Origin of the sequence: Fictibacillus sp. 26RED30, assembly GCF_015903845.1 — a bacterium.
Lineage (GTDB): Bacteria > Bacillota > Bacilli > Bacillales > Fictibacillaceae > Fictibacillus > Fictibacillus phosphorivorans.
The window spans coordinates 269,985-290,171 of record NZ_JACZDV010000002.1; the positions used below are offsets into that span (position 1 = coordinate 269,985).

Below are 20,187 nucleotides of genomic sequence, written 5' to 3' on the forward strand. Positions count from 1 at the left end.
CTCCTCTATCTGTCAGTAAAATAACTTTTTATGATCGCCATATACTCTCTAACGTGAGCTTGTGGGACAGAAGAAATTCTCAACGGTGAGCCTAGTCCCTCTGCCTCAATGCCAACACGCTTTGCGATCATCTTTGTTCGGAAAAGATGGAAGTCACTTGTTACGATAAGCAGTTGGTCGTTCGGTTGTATCATTTCCTTTGTATATAATAAGTTTTCGTATGTACTCGTAGCTTTTTCTTCAATCTGTATCCGGTTTGGTTCAATTCCATTTTCAACGAGATAATTTTTCATGATAGATCCTTCGCTCTTCGTTTTACCGAAGCCAAGACCACCGCTTACGATGATGGTAACATTTGGATGTTCCTTTGCGTACGCGAGCGCTTGATCTAGCCGACCTTTCAGTACAGCACCCGGACGATTATTCTTTGTCCCGCCACCAAGTACGAGGATCGAATCTATCTTGGAGGAAACCTTCTCAGGATCAGTGTTGGCAGATGTAAGAATAAAAGTTTCTAGCGTTGCTGCAAAAAGAATGGTTGCAATCAGGACGGTCATCGTCGTTTTTTTGTACGTTTTAAATAGTTTCATAGCTGTGTTGTAACGGAAGAAAAGGATGAAGAAAAAAGCACCTAACAAGAAGAAAACCGCAAGACCCATATCCATGTTGGTCGTTTGAAGCAGCATGGCCGTTGCGTATACTGCAAAGAGGATCCCAAGCGTTAGAAATAGTTTTTTCATAGTGTTGTCTCCGTTCATAGATTTTCTATATTCTAGGATATCAGAAAAAGGAAAAGAGCGGAGAATGAAGTTTCCGCTCTTTTAATAAGTTATTATTTTTTATTTATATCAGACTCTTGAATTTCTTTTTGAATGGCTGAAGAAATGTCCGCTTTCTTTTGCTCGGAAGAACGTGTCGCATCCGTGCTCATGTTCTCTGTTTTTTTATTTACTGCTTCGTTCTTTCTTTTCGTAATTTCTGCGAGTTCTTGTTTGTAATGCGTTTCAAGTTCTTTTTTCTTGTCTTGAATGATCTTTTCTTTGTTATTATCTAGATCTTTCTTTGCGTCAGCAATGATTCCCTTTACTGCTACATTCACATTTTTAAGCAAGTCATTCTTCTCTTTGTTCAACTCAGACTCGATCTCAGATTGGTACGTATACTCCATAATCTTATTATATAAGTCGTTAGCAAGATTAGGATTTGCGGCGTACGCAGATGTAGTACCTACACCAAGTGCGATCGTAGTCGCTAAAACAATCTTCGGCCATTTCTTAGCTGTCTTTTTCTTCGTGCTGAATTTTTCTTTACGTGAAATTTCCATAATAAATACCCCTTCCTTTATCTAGAGAACAAATAAAGAAAGCGGTCGGTTGCGCTACTAGCTTCAGTTATTCCAAGCGCCCACATACAGAATAACCTTCACAGCTCCACACTTATCTAATTATATTCTGATATAAAATTACCACCAGCCACATTCTCTGTAAATGGGTATTTAGTAAGATATTACTATAAATTGTTTTTTTAGTATTTTATTGTAGAAAAGAAGATGGTGCTGAGGGGGAGAAATGAAAGAAGCCAATGTCCACCGAGTGTGGACATTGGCTTCTAGAATGTATTTGTCTGGGGTCTGACCCCCTTTGTGAAACTCCCCACAATGTAGGCAACCAAGGAAAGTACGATCGGCAGCACTACTGTGTGCATGCCCCAAAGATTTGGATAGTTAAGATGTAAGAACATATAGGATCCTACCCCTACGATCAGAGAGGCAATCGCTCCGTTTGCGTTTCCTCTTTTCCAATATAGCCCCAATACGATTGGCCATATGAAGGCAGCTTCTAGTCCTCCGAAGGCAAACAGATTCAACCAGATCAACAAGTCAGGCGGGTTAATCGCCATTGCGAATACGCTCAGTCCAACAACCGCTGTTATCCCAAAGCTCAATTTTTTTACAAATTGCTCTTCAGCATCTGGTTTAATGTAATTGATGTATACATCCTTAATAATTGCAGAACTTACGAGTAAGAGTACTGAGTCCACCGTCGACATGACCGCAGCTAAAGGCGCTGCCAACACGATACCGGCTAACCACCCTGGCAATACTTCGAGTGCTAGAAGCGGCATCACTTTATCCGGCACTTCAATTCCCGGTAGCACGACTCTTCCGAATACACCAGCTAGATGCATACCTAGCATGATGAACCCCACAACGAACGTTCCGATGATCATCGCCCGATGCATCGCTTTTGCATTTCTATAGCTCATCGCTCTCACCGATATTTGCGGTAAGCCTACGACCCCAACACCAACCAAGATCCAAAACGATGATACGTAGAGAGGAGTAAGCGATTGATCAGAACCATATGGTGTAATCAAGTTTGGGTTCTCCGCTCGTAACTCGCTCATGATGTTCTCGATACCTCCACCTGCGATAATCGTACCGGCCAATATGATGATGGTTCCGATTACCATGACGACACCTTGTATTGCATCTGTTATTACAACCGCACGAAAGCCGCCGGCAATCACATACACGAGGACAGAGCCAGAGAAGATGAAAAGTGCTGTCGTATAGGAAACTCCGGTAAACGATTCGATCAACCTTCCCCCGCCCACCCATTGAGCGGCCATTGCAGAAAATAGGAAGACCACAATGCTTATTGCAGATAAAATAACGACCCACTTGCTTTCATATCGCGCTTTTAGAAAATCTATCAGTGTGACTGCGTTAATCTTTCGTGCAACGATAGCAAACTTTTTACCAAGCACAGCAAGGGTGAAGTATCCTGTCACAAGCTGCGCCATGGCAAGCAGCACCCAGCCAAGTCCTAATTGATAGGCTGCACCAGGTCCACCGATAAAACTCGAAGCACTTCCGTATGTCGCTACCATCGTCATCGCAAGAACAAACCCACCAAGTTCTCTACCTGCTAAAAAGTAATCTTGTAAAAATGACGATCCGCTTCTAATGTGCCGAGATGTATAAATCCCTACAAAGAACACTGAGATCAAAAAGATTACTAAAGGAAGAATCACATCCCAATTCATCCGACATCTCCCTCCTCATTCTCGTTCGTTTCATCAAGTTCAAACGGAACCTCTTTAAAGAAGAACTTCACCATAATCCAAACTAAAATCGTAAAAACAACAAATCCTACGATACAGCTATAAAAAAACCAAGATGGAAAGCCAAGTATGTATGTATATTCTTTTATAGGACGTCCGCCAAGGCCATAAGCGAACGCATACCACCAGATAAAGTTCAAAATGGCAAGCACTGTACCCATGATAGCTTCTCTATTCGATACTCGGTACCGCCAGTCTGTTCCCTTTTTCATATCCTTAACCCCCTGGAGTTTCAGTACAAAATATAAGTCCACTCATAACTATGGCAAATTCATTTCTCGTTGTCGAGTCCTTTCAGCTTTTATGAACTTTTCTATTTCTTTTCATAATATCCCTGTTTAAGTATGTTTAAAAATAAAAACGAGCACCTTTATTGGGTACTCGTCTAGGGGTCTTTTTATTGAAGAGGTGGCTGTGTTTGAGTAGACGGAGCGTATGCACCAAGCATACTCGTCATATCTTGTTGGTTCAGTTGAGGAATTTGGTAGTAATGATTTTTATTCTGCCAGATAGACAATTCGTATGCCATCTCGATCCAGTTCGGAATTCCATCTGCTAATACGCGTCTAAGCACTGGGTTTGTAACTTCAAGTGTAGCCATGCCTCTTAGGGAAGCATTCGATTTCAAAGTTCCTAGAATTAAAGTCGAAACGGATTGATCGTTTAATTCTGTAACGCTTTGAATAGGTTTAACCGGTTGAGCAGGTTTCAAACCATATACAAAATCATTATCTTGAGCCATCTTGTATGATTCTGTTCGCATTGCTGGGTCTTTTCCTGTCTGAAAACCTTGTACACACGCGTTATATTCTTTTGTAATGTGTTGATAATGACGGTGAAGCATCGTTTTGAGCTCAGGATCCTGAACATGTCCTTTACAAAGTGTATATAAGTTCAATGTTCCAACAATTCCGCTCAGCATCTCATGAACATCAAACATCTCATGTCCCCCATGGTTAAGTTGAGCAGGTACCTGTCCGTTCTGCATGTTTACATGGTTGAATTCAGGATTGCTGTTCCCTGTTTGCGGATTCATGTTAGGTTGATTTTGGTTCTGATTCAAATGACATACCTCCGTTAAATAAAAATACGGGGTTATTTTATGTAGAATGGAAAACTCTATTCCCTTTCCTATGAATAATTTCCGGGGAAATTTGATAAAAAGTTCGTTTAATGGATTGAATTCGACATTTTTTTATAGGAATTCTGCTAAAAAAGATAACTTCTTGAAAAGAGAAGTTTCGAACCGGTTGCATTCCAAAACTGATATAAAGGTTTTGCTTGAAAACAACGGGGGAAATAATTTTTTTGGGGTCAGTCCCCATTTCCCAGATTCACTTGCAAGACGTATAATGTAAATACGATTGAAAGGAGGTGAAAAACATTCCTAGATCCCCTCGCATTTGGTATCCTGATGCTGTTTATCACGTGACTACCCGCGGAAATCGCAGGGAACCTCTTTTTTATTCCCACTTAGATTTCCACCGCTATTTAAAGATCTTAAGTCATTGTGTTAAAAAGCATGCTGTTGAGCTCTTCTCGTATTGCCTCATGACAAACCACACTCACTTACAAATTTTGTGCAGCAAATCACCACCTGGAGATTTCATGAAAGAATTAAATGAAACGTACGCTATGTATTTCAACAAGAAATACGAACTGACTGGCCATGTGTTTCAAGGTCGATACGGAGCAGAATTAATCGAAGATCGGTCACATTTGTTAGACACGAGTCGCTATATTCATTTGAATCCCGTTTCTGCTGACCTGGTCATGTACCCCTTAGAATATCAATGGAGCAGTTACCGCTATTATGTAACCCCATCGGTGTGCCCTTTTGTACACACCTCAACCCTTCTTGAGCAGTTTAGCAATTCGAAATCTCAATATCGAGATTATGTTGAGAGCAAGATTACCCCTGTAGTAGAGCTTTAAACCCTTTTAGTTCAGATGTAAAAGTACACTCTTTCCTTTTTCAAAAAGTCAGTCGTATCAAAGAAAAAGCCGTTTTTGTCTTTTTGAAAAAGACAAAAACGGCACTAATGTAATTGTGTGGGGTCAGACCCCTAAAATGTAAACCGCTGGACGTGGGTACGCATTTGTTCCGCATACTGCTCAAGCTGATCCGCTAAGTGGTTCAACTGCTCCATCGACACGGATTGCTGTTCTGCTGATGCGGAAACCTCTTCTGTTCCAGCCGCTGTTTCTTGAGTGATCGCCAAGATATGCGACGCATTCTCAAGGAGAACATCCTTTTGCTTCGTCATTTCATCCACTGACTGAATCACATCTTTTAATGCTTCTGCATTACCTTTAACGGCACTGGAAATCGCGGTAAAGCTTTGCTCTGTCTCTTCAACCGCTTCGCTTTGTGAAAGAATGAGAGCTGCTGCTTCTTGAACTTGTCCGACGGTGTTTTCGGTTACTTGCTGCATATCCGTAATCAATGCGCTAATATCTTTCAAAGATAGTTCAGTCTGCTCTGCAAGTTTTCTTACTTCATCTGCAACGACCGCAAACCCTCTTCCAGATTCTCCTGCTCTAGCCGCCTCGATTGCTGCGTTTAGCGCCAATAAGTTCGTTTGGTTTGCTATATCGCTTATCGTTAGAACGATTTGTTGAACGCTGCCAGATGTTTCATCAAGTTTTTTAATAGAAGAAATCATCTCTTTTGTCATTTCTGTTGTCATCAGAGACTTCTCTTTTAGCATGCTCACCTTTTTTACACCGGTCAATGATTCTTCATTCATTTGCTGTGTCGCTTTTTCGATCGTCTCGCCATGCGCATGAACTTGACTGATTCGCTCAGCTAGTACGTTCGCAGCTTTTGCATTCTCATCCATCAACTCTGCTTGATGAGAAGAGCCCGCTGCGATCTGCTGCATCGTCGTTGAAACTTCTTGCGCGGATGCTGAATTTTCTTCCGCACTCGCAACGACCGTTTGAGACGCATCTGTCACATGATCGGTAATCTGAGCCATTTCGGCAATCAACGTCCGCATCTGATTAGACATCTCATCAAAGCTTGAAGCTAGTTCACCGATCTCATCTTTTCTTTGTATAGAGACGCTTGTCTGCAGATTTCCATTCTTGATTTCATGCATCGCATCCTTTAATTGATTCACAGGCACCGTAATTCTTCTTGAAACAAACAGCGAGATGACTGCCGCTACTAAAAGAGTGACTAATAAAGCAATCCCAATCGGTAAAAGAATGACAGTAGCTTTTTGTTCAAACTCACTAAGTGCTACAGTTCCTGCTAATTTCCAACCAGTTGTGTCGTTCTTTGTGTAGCTGACCACTCTTTCTTCACCGTTGATGTCGGTCGTGATCGTTCCATTTTTTTTCGTGATACCTTTATAAAATGATTCTTTTGTTGCGCTTTTCCCCAGCATCTTTGTATCAGGATGCACCATATAATTCCCCGAATTATCGATGAGAAGAGCATAACCAGTGTCCCCGATTTTCACATTTTGCATAAGTGTTAAGATATCATTTACGGCGATATCAATTGCCGTTACACCCACGACTTTCCCGCTGTATTCAACCGCTTTTACGGCTTTTACTACCGGGCGGTCTGTCGCTTCGTCAATAAACGGATCTGTCCAGAAGACTTGAGTAGGATTCTTTGTTGCTTGTTGGTACCACGGCGTTAGCGTCATGTCCTCAACTGGTGATGCAGGTATAGGATACATGACCACTTCTTTGCTTTCAGAAATGAAATAGCTGTTCATGATTGCTTCATTTGCTAGATGATAGTCTTCGAACTTAGAAATAATATAGTCTGGGCTATCTCCTTTTGCATGGAGCTTAATCGTTGCCGAATCTGCATAAGCAGAAACGAAATTGGCATTGTCTTTTAAAAATCCGTTGAGTGTCTCATCCAGATCATGCATGCGTTCTGATGTGTTCTTCGATGAATTATCAACGGTTGTTTGCTTACTAAACATATAACTAACTCCGCTCACTACGAAACCAGTCATCACAATAAGTAATAGAAAAGGCACAAGAATTTGCCTCTGTAGACTTTTTTTAATCATTTCTTCCTCCTGCAGTTACTTTTTACTAAGCAGCAAAAAGTATATCGACAGAAAGCAACAAAGTTTTACAGGAAAAAAAGCACATTTTGTCTACTGGAGTAGTACAAAATATGTAAAAGTGTAATTGTAGGGGGTCTGTCCCCCTATATGTGTAAAAAAATAATAGACTTGACACAAAATATGGTATATAATATTTACAAGATTTACCGATATTAATGGTGCAGAAGTGGTTATTATATTAGAGGGGGAATGGACCATGAGCCGAAGCAATGCTCTTGTCTTAACTACAGAGATAGACGCCATTCGCACGACCATGTATGAGGTAAGTAAAAAGGTTAATAGTCTTGCAGATCCGCTTCTTGTTCAGTTGAGCCAAATACTAGACGAAAAGCTAAACAAACTAGATCAAATTAAAAATTGCGCTTAATCACATAAAACGACACTTAAAGTTCGACCGGGGTTCGTACGTTTCGTAGAATCACCGGTTTTTTATTATGATGCCGTTTCTACCCTTTCCTCGTTCTCTTAAAACGATCTTAAAAACCCCTAACTTCCTTCCACGATTCTAAACTAACACTATGAAAATGTCTCACCCGTCATAATACTCATAAAATCTCGGAAGAAATAGCTATAATCAAAATCAAACGCGATTCGGTGTCGTTTTTCATCATCTGCAAACTGTGCATACGGCCGAACATCGGCAATACTTTGACCTCTTGCCGTATTGCCATTTTGAATCACAATATGTACCGGCAGCGACTTAAACGTGAACATATCTTCTCTTATGCAGGCCATCAACGTAATGGCATCGTGAACAGGACTTCCGAGTATTTCTGGGTTTCTGCTTTTGTAAAAGTTGTAATAAAAGTCTAGCATCGGTTTTAGGATCGGAACCTTGCCTTTGTAATCAATATAATTAACCATCTCCGGAGTAACAACTGCCCTATCCGTCACATTCAACGGGATGATCGTTACGTTTTCTGCGTACGTTAACACGATTCTGACCGCGATCGGATCACCGTAAAAGTTCGCCTCTGACACTGCCGTCACGTTTCCCGGCACCCAGAACGCTCCCCCCATAATATAGTACGCTTTTACTTTTTTCATAAGTGACTGAAACAAAATAAACATCGTTGCAAGAGACGTCAACCTACCCGCATTCACGATGATTAGATCATCTTGATACTGTTCAATCACATTCACGATCTCAAAAAAGTTCTCAATAAATCCTTCTGGTACGCCCGGTTCGATCGGACCTAACCCGTAAACACCATGAACATCTGGATAAAAGGTAGGCTGTTCCCCAGTCATCGGAACTTCTGCTCCACCGATGATCCTAACATCCTGTGGAAAATTAAATGTTTTAGCAATATATTTTACATTCGCTACTGTTTGTTCTCTCGATACGTTGCCATAGTCCGCCACAACACCAACGATATCAATTTCATCACTTAAAAACGCATAAGCTAAGGCAATCGTATCGTCTATTCCAGCGTCACCGAAGAACAGAACTTTTTGTCCCATCGTGCAGTTCCCCTTTATAGGCATTTGTTCTATCTTATTAGGCGATCTGCGCACTTATGAAGTTTGGTCGTGAAAACTATTGCAAAAACCTATTTCGAAGGTCAGGTGCCGGGATCATACAACTCTCTTTTTGCCCAAACCATCGGTATCGATTATTGGCGATCTTTTTATAGAAAGCGTTGCGAATCGGCCGTGGAACAATCTTTAGATATTGGCCTAGGCTGTATGGAAATCTAAGGAACAGAGAGGTTGCCGCTACCGCATCCGATTCTGTATAGATCTTTCCATCTTTAACTAAAATAACGGAATTCATTTGTGCGGGATCCATGTTGTAATGTGAAAGCAGCTTCTGCCCAGCTTGTGACTGTATGGCTGAGAACTTTAACTCATTACTTTTTTCATGTTTGAGTATAAATTGCACGCTCCCATTACAAAGATTACAAACTCCATCAAAAAGAAGTACAGCACCATTTACCTCATCACATTTCTGCACATCCAAACCTCCCTTTTCAAAACAAAACATACTTTCCTCTAGTCTACTATTAATTTTCATGAAAACGCATCTTTCCGCCTTCTAAACCGTAGTATAAAGATAGGACAACTTCAGAAAGGTGATACATCATGAAAAATAAAGAAATCAAACAGCATGCCCGGCTTCAACTTAAAGGACAATGGGGCACAGCAGCGTTATTCACGTTGTTGTTCTCGAGTATCTATTACCTCATCCCACTAATCATTGAAGTGAATTTGAGTGGTGGTTGGAATGCTTGGTTGAATCAACCCGCCGACGAACTTAACGGACCAACATCCAGCACGTTCATCATCACACTCGTTTTACTGCCTTTATATATTGGATATTTGTGGACTTTTTTATCAGTGATCCGAACAGGTGAGAAAATGAACGTTTCAAGCCTATTTCAAGCGTTTTCTGAGATCAGTACATATGTAAAAATACTCGGCACCTATCTCGTGATGATGGTGTACTTGATTCTCTGGTCTCTTCTTTTACTGATCCCTGGAATCATTAAAGCATTCGCGTATTCGCAAACGTACTTTGTTCTAAAAGATCATCCGGGTATCGGCATTAACGCTGCGATCAAGAAAAGCCGCAAGCTGATGGACGGCTATAAGTGGAAGTTCTTCGTTTTACAGCTAAGCTTTTTAGGCTGGGGAATTCTCTGTGTTTTATCACTCGGCATCGGCTTCTTTTGGCTCGCTCCCTACATGAGCGCTTCGTATGCTGCGTTTTATAACGATCGCGTTGAGAATTACCAAAGAGATTAAGAGCACACCTGGCGTCAAGATTAATTTCTTTCCTTTGAAAAAAATTAACCCCAAAAACTCTCCCCCTGAAATGTCCATCTTGAATGGACATTTCAGGGGGTTTTGTATTTGTTTGGGGCCAGACCCCATTTCCTAAAATATTTCCCGACAGTAGGACATATCTATCAATATAGGACAATCAGACAAGACATCTAAGGGGTGGCATGATGGATCAACTTACTTTAATCGTCGTCGGGGTCATTGGGTTTCTCGTGTTTATGGGGATTGTGGGGCACACACAAACCGCTTACCACTTTCGGAAATGGAACAAAGAGCTTCAACAGCTTGAAACGAATAAAGATCAGCAGCCGTATTCGCAATGGCTGCAACGTGTCACAGCCGATTACAAACAGTTTCATCTTGCAGGTGTACCACAGCTCAACACGCAAGCACTGATCGAAAAACACCTATACAACGAACGAATTCCGCTTCTTGGCGTCTTTCGGGTACCGGTCGGCAATATCCAAAAGCTGCTCAACCAGCTTCCATCCTTCACCATTATTCTTGGTGTACTCGGAACGTTCGTAGGACTTACACTCTCCCTTTTATCCATGCAAGATACGCTCATGACGCTTGGGACGCAGCCTGCTGATTCAAACCTTACGCTTAATTCGATCATCTCCTCCCTTACCGCACCATTTGAAGGGATGAGTGTTGCCTTTTATACGAGTATTGCCGGGATCGGAGCTGCACTTCTGCTCAATTCCATTCAGTCTGGCTTCTTCTCGCAAGGAACATCACTGTCTTACATGCAGAACAAACTTTTAGCTGATTGTGAAGTGTATCTCGATCACAACATCAACAGCGATCTGATCAACGATAAGCCGCAAGACTCGGTTGAGCGCCTTCTTGATCGCCTGGCCTCCCGCGTAGAGTCATCGTTTGACAAAACGCTCGGTGAGTTCGCCTCACAGATGGTTAATTTTACAGCCGGTCTTCAAAAAGCGATGGAAGATGTGAATGGCATATTTGAAGCACAGCGAGAGCATGCGGAAAAGTTCGGTGCATCCGCTACACAGCTTGATCAGTTCGGACAGCGGTTTAACGAGACAACCAAAGAACTCGGAACCATTCAAAAAACGGTCGACACGAGTATTAACGCGCTCGCTAAGAACATCTCTTCGTTCGAGCAACAGCTAAAAACGAGCAACGACCGTCACACACAAGGTCAGCAGAAGTTTGAACAGCTCATTCAGCGCTCTGATAAAATGCTGCAAGAAGCACAGCGCCGGTCTGAAGAACATGCACAATCGATGCTCCGCGGCATGCAAGAACAGCTGCAGCACTATCAAAATCAGCATGACGCACTCGAGAACCGTCTCGCGCAAAAGCAAGACGAATGGCATTACCGCTATGCTGAAAAACAAGGCGAATACGGCCGGGCGGCGGCTGACTTCGCTTCAAGCGTCGGACAGCTCGAAAAAGGATTTTACGCTGCGGTCGAACACATCAAAAGAGATTTTACAGATCAGGTTCGCAACATCATGGACAGTCAGAGCCGACAGCTGGCTTCTGCCCTAAACAACTCACAAAATCAAAACAGAAGCGATGACGATATGCGCGAGCTCGCACGAACGCTTGAAAACCTGCACCACGGCTTAACACGAAGCATCACCGACAACAATCGTACACTCTCTGACATGTACCACCTCATGCAGCGCATCTATCAAGCGGCCATGAACCAATCATCCAACCAAGTGATCTATGAAACACGCAGTCCTCGCGCACCCGAATACGTAGAAGATGAACGCATGCCAGAAGTGTCGCCGCAAAATTTTAGGAGACGGTGATCGGTATGAAGGCACGCAAATCTTACTACAACGACGACAGCCAAGAAACAAAAGAAATCTTCTGGCCAAGTTTTACCGATATGATGGCGATGATGGTGCTCGTTATGGTCTTTATCGCGATTCTCGCTTATGTGCAGAGCATCTATAACGCGTATGATCAAGCTCAGATCAAACGCGAACTTGGTCAGGTGGCAGAGGTGAAGAAGCATATCTCTGATCTCATTCAAAAGCAGCTAGAAGAAAACGTTGGAAAAGATAAGATCATCCGTGGACCGAACAACACGATCTCAGTTGAAGGCAACATCCTTTTTGATACCGGAAGTGCAGATATATCAGCAAAAGGAAAACAAGTGCTCGACCCACTCGCTGACGCACTCGCCGCGATCATCGAAGAAAAAGACATGAGTCAGTATCTGTACATCATTCTGATTGAAGGCCATACCGATTCTGTTCCATATGACAACTGGTCGCTCTCCACTCAGCGCGCGGTCGCTGTCGTTGATTATCTTGGGAAAGCAAACCCTAAACTCGCTAAAAAAGAGTATGCTCAATACCTCGCCGCAACCGGATATAGCGAATATAAGCCGATCGCAGAGGGGAATTCATCTCAGGCGCTCCAAAAAAACCGCCGCATCTCGTTTCAAATCATTTTGGACGACGACAAATGGCAGAGCAAGCTCAAGGAAATTGTTGAGCAATAACATCATCTAAAAGCACAAAAAAACGAGCGGAACACTTCGCTCGTTTTTTTCTGCTATTATGCTTCCTTTTTACGCAACTGACGCTTGAAATATAAAAAGATCGGAAGTGGAATGAGTATAAATCCAGAACTTTTGACAATATTATTCATCTCATTCCTTTTCTCCTGCAACTTGTCGTTTTCAATCATCATCTCGTAGTCTTTCCGCATCTCTTCTTCCGTTTTCTTACTAGGCAACGGCTTTCCGTTTTCATCATATTCTACTTCCGCTAAACCGAGTTTATAATCTGCAAAACTAGCTTGATACGTATCCGGACTCACAATATCGGCCACGCTCATAAATACGCTAATACTTCCTCCTATCGTTAGCAAAAGGGTCGTAAACAATACCAAATATATATACAAATATCTAAACATCTTCTCTTCCCCCTTCTCATCGTAAGCTGTTTTTGACTTCACTGCTGCAATCGCCACTCCGACAAATAACAATAATACGACCACTGCAAAGTACACCAAGTAATCTAGATCAAAATTAAACATTTATTCACCTAGCTTTCTATTTAAATCGCTTTATGAACAGAGCTACTCTTCTATAGTTCTTCTTTTATTTGCTATAACTATTTAATTCTCCTTTAACCCCTAAATGATTCTATAATAAAAAATGGAAATATTTTTATAAAAAGTAAAACTATTTATCTTTTATATACGAATATATGAGCAAGACAACCTTTTTAGTCTGGAAGTGAAGACAAAATCATGATGATGCAGAAAAGATGGATCAGCTCTGTTCAAAAAAAAGGCGATCAACATGCCGCAAACGAGCTGATCTCTCATTACTATCAATCTATTTATGCCTATGTTTATAAACAAACGCTGAACAAAGAACTGTCGCTTGATCTAACACAAGATATCTTTATTAGCATGCTTCAATCCATCCAGCAGTTTGATGAGAAAAAAGCATCTTTCAAAACGTGGCTATACCGAATCGCAACATACAAACTCGTAGATTATTTTAGGTCTAAAAACTATACATATGATCGTTCCACAGACTCGATAGAAGGTGTTGATGTGGCTACAACTTCAGATTTCACGCTCGAATTGGAATGGAGAGAAGATATCGAAAAGGTAGCACAGCTCATAAACACTTTCTCGATCATCGATCAGCAGGTTTTGCGGCTCAAATTGTTCGGGGAGCAAACGTTTATCGAAATAGCAAGTTCTCTCGAAATGCCTGAGTCATCTATTAAAACAAAGTATTATGCTGCGATAAAAAAAGTGAAGCAACGAATGGAGGCTGAATAAATGGAGAAACAAAAATTCCACATCGAATATCCCACGGATCTTGAAAGAAGAAACCAGATCTCATCTATCGTATCTGCCGGTCTAACTAAACCCAAATCGTTTCCATCTTATCTTCTTGAAATGTATCAACAGCTCGGCTTTCGCTATTTATTTCGAGATGCTACTGAAATTCTTTTTACGACCTGTTTAGCGCTAGCTGTAATGCTGTACGGCATATTTTCACTGAAATCATCTATAGACACACAAGATTTGTACTCTTTCATCTTTACGCTTTCTCCTATTTTTTACTTTGCTCTATCCTCTCTATTTTTAGTACGTGCTTTAATGAAAGACACTTTTTCAGTAGAGATGACCTGTAAGTACCATGTGTTTCAGCTAGCCGCTTTTCGTATGTTCATTTTCAGTATGCTAACAATGCTCATAAATATCACATTGATTATCGTTCTATCGTTCTTGTTTCAATCGATTCAAATCCTGGATGCACTGCTGTTATCATGCAGCTCGTTAAGCCTATTTTCGGTCCTTTACCTGTACGCCTTACGCTATGCAAAAGGGCCGTACGCCACTTATCTAATGATGGCAAGCTGGCTGTTAGTGAATGTTCTGCCAGCCACCTTAAATCAGAACATGTACAGTATGTTTTTACGTCATGTACCTGCGTATGTGTATGGCATCGTACTCATCATCAGCATCATGCTCTATGTAAAAACGTTAAAAAAACTAATCGCATTTCGAGGCGCAGAAGGAGTTTTATAAATGTTAATCGTTGAAGACGTTACAAAGAATTTTGGTCAGTTTCATGCACTAAAAAATATTAACCTAGAGTTTCATAACGGCGTGTATGGATTGTTGGCACCGAATGGAGCGGGTAAGACAACACTGATCAAGATGCTGACGACGCTTTTGTTTCCGACGAGGGGAAGCATCCGTTATGACGGAGAAGATATTATTAAAATGGATGAAAGATACCGGGAGATGATCGGTTATCTTCCTCAGGAGTTTGGTTATTACAAAAATTATTCGCCTACCTCCTATCTGCTTTACCTCGCGGCATTAAAAGGAATACACCGAAAAACGGCAATTACTCGTGTTGAAGAACTGCTTAAAACCGTAGCACTGGATCATGTGGCAAACAAAAAGATGAAGAAGTTTTCAGGCGGGATGATTCAACGTGTCGGGATCGCTCAGGCCATGCTGAACGACCCAAAAATTCTGATCCTAGATGAACCAACAGCTGGCTTAGATCCTAAAGAACGTGTTCGTTTTCGTAACCTGCTTACAAACCTGGCACGCGATCGTATTGTTATTTTATCCACGCATATCGTTTCAGATGTAGAATCGATCGCAAACGAAATCATAATGATTAAGAATCAAGAAGTGTTATACAAAGATACCGTTTCTAACATCTGCCGCAAAATTGATGGACTTGTTTACGAGACTGAAGTGAGTTATGAACAAACAGAACAATTTCGTACGACTTACCTTAGCTTGTCTGAAAAACAAGAAAACGGAAGCATGTACATGCGGTTTTTAACAGAAGACACAGCGAAACCAGAGTGGAAATCGGTACACCCTAACTTAGAAGATGTCTTTTTATATATCTATCAAGATGGAGTACGTTCTGATGATCAAACGGCTTGAATTTAAAAAAATTATCTCGTCCCCTATTATTCTAGGATTGTTCGTACTGTTTCTTTTGTTCAACTGCTTTCTCATTTATGAGCAATCATCCATTCGAAATGATATGAAATCACTTCAACCAATCGTGAAAGAAACTGGAACACTAATGGATGATGAGGGAAGTAAAAAGCTGCAAATCTCTCATGAAGAAGATTTAAATACTTGGAATCAGCTCGCACTAAGCAAAACCGGAGATACCTATCAAAACGCATCGGACTTTTATAAACCAGAGCTCTACTATAGTTTGATTGAATCAAACATTTATTCAGAAAAAGAATTGCAAGACATCAATGAACTAGCGATAAAAGAAACGTATCTAAACTCTATTCAGGATATTGAAACGAAGTACAGCACTTTAAATGTCATGGAAAATGCAGAAGAAGGCATCCGCCTTTTCGGCTTGAAAGGTGCTGCAGCTGAAAAAGTTCGTGCTCAATACCAAGCTTTAAAACCACGTGTAGAAGAGCTAATCGAAAACAAAGAACATCTTCATCTCTTCTTTCATGGAAAAATGTTTGGTACACATTCTTTTCTTTTTAAAACGTTATTTGGGTTTATGCTTTTTCAGGGAATGATCTTAATCGTTCTGTTCACCGCTTTTATCGTGAATTATGAGTTTGAACATAGAACAGCTTTAGTCACTTATGCAACAAAACGTGGCAGAAGATTGATGTGGGATAAGCTTCTTGTGTCCACCTTCGCATCAACACTTGTAACTGTCGCTCTTCTCGCTATAACATTGTCTGTTTATTTTATAGTGTTTGATTATTCTAATCTTTGGAACGTACCGATTAGTACAGGGTTCTTAATCGAATTAAACAAAATACCTTTTATTAGCTGGTGGAACGTCACATTTATCCAATATCTATTCATGTCATGTGGTTTAGTTGTACTCTGCCAAATACTATTTGTGCTGATTACGTTTTGTCTCTCCATGCTCATACGTAACAGTTACATTGTTTTCACTCTTTTTGGTGTTATCTTTTTTGCAGGTCTTTATATTCCCAGCCTCATGCCAAAGGACAACACGATGCTTTTATACACGCACTTCTCTCCTTTTATTCTTGTAATGAACGTGAAGAAATGGTGGATGGAAAGTGGCGTTTTTACGACGTTCAAATATTATGAAATCCTTACCGTCACAGGATGGTTAATCGTTTTACTGCTCACAGCATGGCTGTTAATCAAACGTTTTGCCAGAGAAAATATATAGATAGGACGCGAACATATGAGAATCTTATTTAATGAGGTAAGAAAGCTGTTTTCGGTAAAAATAATCTTCCTGCTTCTTTTAGTTAGCTTTTTTGTGTACCAACAGTTTATTATGTTTGAATTTAAGCATTTTCCTAACGGCAGACCACTGTTAGATGATTTCCGTGCTACGCAAAAAATGCTAGTTGATTATGGCGAATCTATGGATAGTGAGGAATTCCAAGATTTTAAAGAGATAAAGGAACAACGAATAGCTGAAGCGACAGAGTATCTTAAGTCACAGAAAGAAATGGTTGCTGCAGGCATTGATACGTATGAGGAATTTAGCAACATGGATCTAGAAAACGAAAAACTAGCTGCGCTGCACAGCAAAATTATTTTTGAAGACTATGTAGATGTTTTTTGGGAGATTCAGGCCCGCGATGGAATCATCGACAGATATGAGCATCCTGAGCGTTTTAATGAGCATGAACTAACTCAGGAACAAAATGCACGCATGGATGAATTGGTTGAAAGTGGAGCAACTGAGGCGATATTCACGGATATGGTGTTTGAAAACTACAATGTCTTAATGAAATATGTAGCCATTCTTATCTTTCTAAACATTATAATTATCCTTATGCCACTATACATTCGGGACAAGCGAAATCACGTACAGCTTCTGCAGTATACATCAAAAACAGGACGCAGCCTTTTTTCACATAAGCTCCTTACTGGCTTAACTGCATCCTTAATCATTATTACCGCCCAGCTCGCTTTTTTCTTTTTCATGTATAGAGGCAATGACACGAGCATGTTCTTTCCGCTATCGATCAACTCTATATTTAATTTCTTTGTTTCATGGTATGATCTAACCTTTTTTCAATACATAATTCTTACTGTTCTATGTGTCTATCTGTTAGGAATCGCGTTGGTATTGGTCGGAGCTTGGATATCAAGCATCGCTCCCAATTATATGACGAGTGTAGGTCTCCATGTTCCGCTAGCATTTTTGCTATTTGGTACAGGAACAACGTATCTCGTACAAAACCTAACAAGCATGTATTTAAATCCTTATTTCGTACCTATTTCTTTTGTCACGATTCTTATTCTTACTTCGCTATTGTTCCTGTGGCGTTATCGAAGAGAAAAAGTGAAGAATATCTAATGGAGAGGAGCAGCATCGGCTAATATAGTAGATGCTGCTTTGTTAAAAAGCACCGGCCACTTAGCCGATGCTTCCCATACTACTGCATTATTTTTTCTTAACCGGCACCCAAATCTCACTTCTAAATGTAGGTGACGTCGTATCTTTGTCCGCGTTCCAAAGTATCTCTGGTCCTTCTGTTTGTTCGTACGACGATGAAGGAAACCACTCTGAATAGATGCGTCCCCACACGTTCTGCAGCGTTTCTGGAAACGGGCCGACCGCTTCAAAGACTGCCCATGTGGATGCTTTCACCTTTAGTTGCGACATACTCTCGGGACATTCGTTGGTTGTGGCTGCCCCAATATAATGATCAAGCTCACTGTTTTCAGTCGTCCTCTCCGAAAAGTTCGTTGACGCACTGATTAAGCCACTTGGCTCTATATTTGATAACTTCTTCAGCTCACTAATCAATTCAGGTGTGAGGCTCTGCCACATCGCGGCGATCTCCGGATTTACCCCTTCAAAAACAAGCGGAACTCGTTTTTTTAGACCCACAATAGAAAATGCCTCTTTTTCAACGATACGATAGTTCATTTCACTTCCTCCTTTTACCGATAATTGAAAGGACATGCGCGGAAAGGCTTTGAGTGATTGACCGTTTTTACGTGCTTCTGATGGCGTAATGCCGTGCATCTGTTGAAATGCTTTTGTAAAAGAATCGGGTGAAGAGTAGCCATATTTCACTGCCACATCAATTACTTTTATGTCGCTGTTCTGCAACTCAAAAGCCGCCAGAGTCAGCCGTCTGCGCCGAACGTATTCTGAGAGTGGAATTCCTGCCAAAAAGGAAAACATTCTTTTAAAATGATACTCTGAACAATACGCACGTCTCGCTACTTCTGCAAAGTCGACCTCATCCTGCAGATGCTCCTCTATATACTCTAACGAGTCGTTCATACTCTTAAGCGAATCCATTGACAACGCCTCCTTTCAAAATAAGAATAACAAGGGGAAGATGATGACACCCGACAATCTCTGTATAGAGTTTAACGGATTTTTTCGGACAAAAAAACAACCGCTGCTACGGGCAACGGCTGTTCCAAATTACTATTTAAAAAGGGGGGGTAGTACTACTATTCCCAGCTCACATATTTTTATTCATCATTTTGCAAGTTTCATAGATTTTTTTTGCACGACTTCAGTTTTTCCGAAATAACTGTGTAAAAACATGCCCAGCATGATGATGAGAACGCCCATCATAGAAAGGAACGTTGGGCTTGCGATCGATAACAGCCACATCTCGCCAGCTAATACAAAAATAATCTCAGCTGATTGCGTTGCTTCTACTCCTGCCAGTTTCACAGGATTGTTCGCACAAAGATCAGTCGCTTGGAAAAAGAGTACCGTAGCGATAACCCCTGATGAGATCGCGACTAAAAACGTTTGCCACAACTGATCGTTCGTTGGAGGTCCGCTTTCCACCCATCCGATTACGGCGAGAACAATCCACCACGGTAGTGAAGCGATCGTCATGCCGAATGCTCGCTGAAAAGCATCGAGGCGTTTGTTTGTCACAACCATCATTTTTCGATTGCCGAGTGGATAGGCAATCGCCGCAATCAGAACAGGCAACACAACGTTCAACCAAGCGGAGCCGTTCACACCACTTGCTTCCTGCACTTGAACGAGCGCGACACCTCCCAATATGATCAGCGAAAAGCCTAATCCTTTAAAAGGAATTCTTTGGCGTGTGGCTCCTTCCGCTTTGTTCCCTTCATAAAAGAAGGGCACGAGAAGAGAGCCTGCAACGATCGTAATCTGCCAAGTCGCTGCCACTAACCACGCCTCTCCAAAACCTGCTGCATATGTAATCGGTGCATAAAAGAGCACAAAGCCTACTGAACTCCATAAAAACCATGTGCCAAACCGTTTCTTAAGTTCTTGGAACACAGGACGCACGTTGCCACGCATCCACACGATGATCCACAAAAGTGGAACCATGTAAAAAAAGCGAAGGGCTGCACTCCAATGCCAGCTTCCGCCTGATAAGTCCATAGAACGATTCAATATGAACGTGACGCCAAAGAAAAAGGCTGCCGCGATCCCAAGCCATATCGGTCTCATGTTAAGTCCTCCGTTTCCCTTTAAAAAGTATGCATCTGCCTTGTCCAACATGCTTATGTTTTTTTATTATCTTACCATATGGTTGTATGAATTTGGGAAGACTCTTTGATTGGGTAATGAGGTCGTTCATTACGTGGTAATTCACTTTTTTTACGAGGTAATCCGTATTTTATACGAGGTAAACTGCCATTTATACGAGGCAATCCAACATTTATCCAATTTTCGACCATAACCGAC

General features: G+C 41.3%; 21 protein-coding genes and 1 riboswitch. Of the genes, 10 read left to right on the forward strand and 11 right to left on the reverse strand.

Annotated elements, in window-relative coordinates; genetic code table 11:
• Positions 1-5: 5 nt before the first annotated feature.
• The 5 genes from IHV11_RS14050 to IHV11_RS14070 all read right to left on the reverse strand — a co-directional run bounded on the left by IHV11_RS14050 (position 6) and on the right by IHV11_RS14070 (position 4,162).
• Positions 6-740, reverse strand: a complete 735-nt coding sequence (locus IHV11_RS14050) for a YdcF family protein (protein WP_197195223.1) — start codon at positions 738-740, stop codon at positions 6-8.
• Between the two features lie 92 nt (positions 741-832).
• Positions 833-1,324, reverse strand: a complete 492-nt coding sequence (locus tag IHV11_RS14055) for a hypothetical protein (protein ID WP_197195224.1) — start codon at positions 1,322-1,324, stop codon at positions 833-835.
• 34 nt (positions 1,325-1,358) lie between these two features.
• Positions 1,359-1,441, reverse strand: a riboswitch (cyclic di-GMP riboswitch).
• A 167-nt stretch (positions 1,442-1,608) separates the two neighbouring features.
• Positions 1,609-3,048: a sodium/pantothenate symporter gene (gene panF / locus IHV11_RS14060; protein ID WP_197195225.1), complete on the reverse strand. Its 1,440-nt coding sequence runs from the start codon at positions 3,046-3,048 to the stop codon at positions 1,609-1,611.
• Positions 3,045-3,338 carry a YhdT family protein gene (locus IHV11_RS14065; RefSeq protein WP_197195226.1) on the reverse strand — a complete coding sequence of 98 codons (294 nt, stop codon included), beginning with the start codon at positions 3,336-3,338 and terminating at the stop codon, positions 3,045-3,047. The genes panF and IHV11_RS14065 overlap by 4 nt, the downstream gene beginning before the upstream one ends.
• A 185-nt stretch (positions 3,339-3,523) precedes the next feature.
• Complete coding sequence (locus IHV11_RS14070) at positions 3,524-4,162, reverse strand: spore coat protein (protein ID WP_197195465.1); 639 nt, start codon at positions 4,160-4,162, stop codon at positions 3,524-3,526.
• Between the two features lie 392 nt (positions 4,163-4,554).
• Here IHV11_RS14070 and IHV11_RS14075 point away from each other — a divergent pair, with 392 nt between their 5' ends.
• Positions 4,555-5,061 (forward strand): transposase, encoded by a 507-nt coding sequence (locus tag IHV11_RS14075; RefSeq protein ID WP_197128397.1) that lies wholly within the window; start codon positions 4,555-4,557, stop codon positions 5,059-5,061.
• Between the two features lie 131 nt (positions 5,062-5,192).
• Here IHV11_RS14075 and IHV11_RS14080 read toward each other — a convergent pair whose 3' ends face one another.
• Entirely contained in the window at positions 5,193-7,166 is a 1,974-nt protein-coding gene (locus tag IHV11_RS14080; protein ID WP_197195227.1) for a methyl-accepting chemotaxis protein, read from the reverse strand.
• A 256-nt stretch (positions 7,167-7,422) separates the two neighbouring features.
• Here IHV11_RS14080 and IHV11_RS14085 point away from each other — a divergent pair, with 256 nt between their 5' ends.
• Positions 7,423-7,593 (forward strand): aspartyl-phosphate phosphatase Spo0E family protein, encoded by a 171-nt coding sequence (locus IHV11_RS14085; protein WP_082861519.1) that lies wholly within the window; start codon positions 7,423-7,425, stop codon positions 7,591-7,593.
• Between the two features lie 149 nt (positions 7,594-7,742).
• Here IHV11_RS14085 and IHV11_RS14090 read toward each other — a convergent pair whose 3' ends face one another.
• Together IHV11_RS14090 and IHV11_RS14095 are read right to left on the reverse strand one after the other, a co-directional pair.
• Positions 7,743-8,690 (reverse strand): nucleoside hydrolase, encoded by a 948-nt coding sequence (locus IHV11_RS14090; RefSeq protein ID WP_197195228.1) that lies wholly within the window; start codon positions 8,688-8,690, stop codon positions 7,743-7,745.
• 76 nt (positions 8,691-8,766) lie between these two features.
• Positions 8,767-9,183, reverse strand: a complete 417-nt coding sequence (locus tag IHV11_RS14095; RefSeq protein ID WP_370568683.1) for a thiol-disulfide oxidoreductase DCC family protein — start codon at positions 9,181-9,183, stop codon at positions 8,767-8,769.
• Between the two features lie 128 nt (positions 9,184-9,311).
• Between IHV11_RS14095 and IHV11_RS14100 the strand changes: the two genes are divergently transcribed.
• From IHV11_RS14100 to IHV11_RS14110, 3 genes are all read left to right on the forward strand, one after another.
• On the forward strand, positions 9,312-9,974 hold the full coding sequence (locus IHV11_RS14100) for a DUF975 family protein (RefSeq protein WP_197195229.1): 663 nt from the start codon (positions 9,312-9,314) through the stop codon (positions 9,972-9,974).
• Between the two features lie 203 nt (positions 9,975-10,177).
• A complete protein-coding gene (locus IHV11_RS14105) occupies positions 10,178-11,803 on the forward strand; it encodes a hypothetical protein (RefSeq protein ID WP_197195230.1) in 1,626 nt (541 codons plus the stop codon).
• Between the two features lie 5 nt (positions 11,804-11,808).
• Positions 11,809-12,504, forward strand: a complete 696-nt coding sequence (locus tag IHV11_RS14110; protein ID WP_197195231.1) for an OmpA/MotB family protein — start codon at positions 11,809-11,811, stop codon at positions 12,502-12,504.
• A 56-nt stretch (positions 12,505-12,560) separates the two neighbouring features.
• Here IHV11_RS14110 and IHV11_RS14115 read toward each other — a convergent pair whose 3' ends face one another.
• Positions 12,561-13,043 carry a hypothetical protein gene (locus IHV11_RS14115; protein WP_197128385.1) on the reverse strand — a complete coding sequence of 161 codons (483 nt, stop codon included), beginning with the start codon at positions 13,041-13,043 and terminating at the stop codon, positions 12,561-12,563.
• Positions 13,044-13,259: 216 nt separating this feature from the next.
• On the opposite strand from IHV11_RS14115, the gene IHV11_RS14120 reads away from it, so the two are divergent.
• Genes IHV11_RS14120 through IHV11_RS14140 form a run of 5 tightly spaced genes read left to right on the forward strand, consistent with a single transcriptional unit; the run spans position 13,260 to position 17,844 of the window.
• A complete protein-coding gene (locus IHV11_RS14120; RefSeq protein WP_197195232.1) occupies positions 13,260-13,805 on the forward strand; it encodes an RNA polymerase sigma factor in 546 nt (181 codons plus the stop codon).
• Entirely contained in the window at positions 13,806-14,561 is a 756-nt protein-coding gene (locus IHV11_RS14125) for a hypothetical protein (protein ID WP_197195233.1), read from the forward strand.
• On the forward strand, positions 14,562-15,446 hold the full coding sequence (locus IHV11_RS14130; protein WP_197195234.1) for an ABC transporter ATP-binding protein: 885 nt from the start codon (positions 14,562-14,564) through the stop codon (positions 15,444-15,446).
• Positions 15,430-16,698, forward strand: a complete 1,269-nt coding sequence (locus IHV11_RS14135) for a hypothetical protein (protein WP_197195235.1) — start codon at positions 15,430-15,432, stop codon at positions 16,696-16,698. The genes IHV11_RS14130 and IHV11_RS14135 overlap by 17 nt, the downstream gene beginning before the upstream one ends.
• A 15-nt stretch (positions 16,699-16,713) precedes the next feature.
• Positions 16,714-17,844, forward strand: coding sequence for a hypothetical protein (locus IHV11_RS14140; protein ID WP_197195236.1), 1,131 nt, complete (start codon positions 16,714-16,716; stop codon positions 17,842-17,844).
• A gap of 87 nt (positions 17,845-17,931) precedes the next feature.
• Here the strand turns inward: IHV11_RS14140 and IHV11_RS14145 are convergent, their stop codons facing one another.
• Both IHV11_RS14145 and IHV11_RS14150 read right to left on the reverse strand, forming a co-directional pair.
• Complete coding sequence (locus IHV11_RS14145) at positions 17,932-18,801, reverse strand: AraC family transcriptional regulator (protein ID WP_197195237.1); 870 nt, start codon at positions 18,799-18,801, stop codon at positions 17,932-17,934.
• A gap of 186 nt (positions 18,802-18,987) precedes the next feature.
• Positions 18,988-19,950 carry a DMT family transporter gene (locus IHV11_RS14150; protein WP_197195238.1) on the reverse strand — a complete coding sequence of 321 codons (963 nt, stop codon included), beginning with the start codon at positions 19,948-19,950 and terminating at the stop codon, positions 18,988-18,990.
• Positions 19,951-20,187 lie beyond the last annotated feature (237 nt).

Excerpts from the sequence above, each read along its gene's own strand:
- IHV11_RS14100 (WP_197195229.1), top strand. The coding sequence starts at position 9,312 with ATGAAAAATAAAGAAATCAAACAGCATGCCCGGCTTCAACTTAAAGGA.
- IHV11_RS14070 (WP_197195465.1), bottom strand. The coding sequence starts at position 4,162 with ATGAATCCGCAAACAGGGAACAGCAATCCTGAATTCAACCATGTAAAC.
- IHV11_RS14145 (WP_197195237.1), bottom strand. The coding sequence starts at position 18,801 with ATGGATTCGCTTAAGAGTATGAACGACTCGTTAGAGTATATAGAGGAG.
- IHV11_RS14090 (WP_197195228.1), bottom strand. The coding sequence starts at position 8,690 with ATGGGACAAAAAGTTCTGTTCTTCGGTGACGCTGGAATAGACGATACG.
- IHV11_RS14050 (WP_197195223.1), bottom strand. The coding sequence starts at position 740 with ATGAAAAAACTATTTCTAACGCTTGGGATCCTCTTTGCAGTATACGCA.
- IHV11_RS14115 (WP_197128385.1), bottom strand. The coding sequence starts at position 13,043 with ATGTTTAATTTTGATCTAGATTACTTGGTGTACTTTGCAGTGGTCGTA.
- IHV11_RS14105 (WP_197195230.1), top strand. The coding sequence starts at position 10,178 with ATGATGGATCAACTTACTTTAATCGTCGTCGGGGTCATTGGGTTTCTC.
- IHV11_RS14085 (WP_082861519.1), top strand. The coding sequence starts at position 7,423 with ATGAGCCGAAGCAATGCTCTTGTCTTAACTACAGAGATAGACGCCATT.
- IHV11_RS14140 (WP_197195236.1), top strand. The coding sequence starts at position 16,714 with ATGAGAATCTTATTTAATGAGGTAAGAAAGCTGTTTTCGGTAAAAATA.
- IHV11_RS14110 (WP_197195231.1), top strand. The coding sequence starts at position 11,809 with ATGAAGGCACGCAAATCTTACTACAACGACGACAGCCAAGAAACAAAA.
- IHV11_RS14125 (WP_197195233.1), top strand. The coding sequence starts at position 13,806 with ATGGAGAAACAAAAATTCCACATCGAATATCCCACGGATCTTGAAAGA.
- IHV11_RS14080 (WP_197195227.1), bottom strand. The coding sequence starts at position 7,166 with ATGATTAAAAAAAGTCTACAGAGGCAAATTCTTGTGCCTTTTCTATTA.
- IHV11_RS14055 (WP_197195224.1), bottom strand. The coding sequence starts at position 1,324 with ATGGAAATTTCACGTAAAGAAAAATTCAGCACGAAGAAAAAGACAGCT.
- IHV11_RS14130 (WP_197195234.1), top strand. The coding sequence starts at position 14,562 with ATGTTAATCGTTGAAGACGTTACAAAGAATTTTGGTCAGTTTCATGCA.
- IHV11_RS14065 (WP_197195226.1), bottom strand. The coding sequence starts at position 3,338 with ATGAAAAAGGGAACAGACTGGCGGTACCGAGTATCGAATAGAGAAGCT.
- IHV11_RS14120 (WP_197195232.1), top strand. The coding sequence starts at position 13,260 with ATGATGATGCAGAAAAGATGGATCAGCTCTGTTCAAAAAAAAGGCGAT.
- panF (WP_197195225.1), bottom strand. The coding sequence starts at position 3,048 with ATGAATTGGGATGTGATTCTTCCTTTAGTAATCTTTTTGATCTCAGTG.
- IHV11_RS14150 (WP_197195238.1), bottom strand. The coding sequence starts at position 19,950 with ATGAGACCGATATGGCTTGGGATCGCGGCAGCCTTTTTCTTTGGCGTC.
- IHV11_RS14135 (WP_197195235.1), top strand. The coding sequence starts at position 15,430 with ATGATCAAACGGCTTGAATTTAAAAAAATTATCTCGTCCCCTATTATT.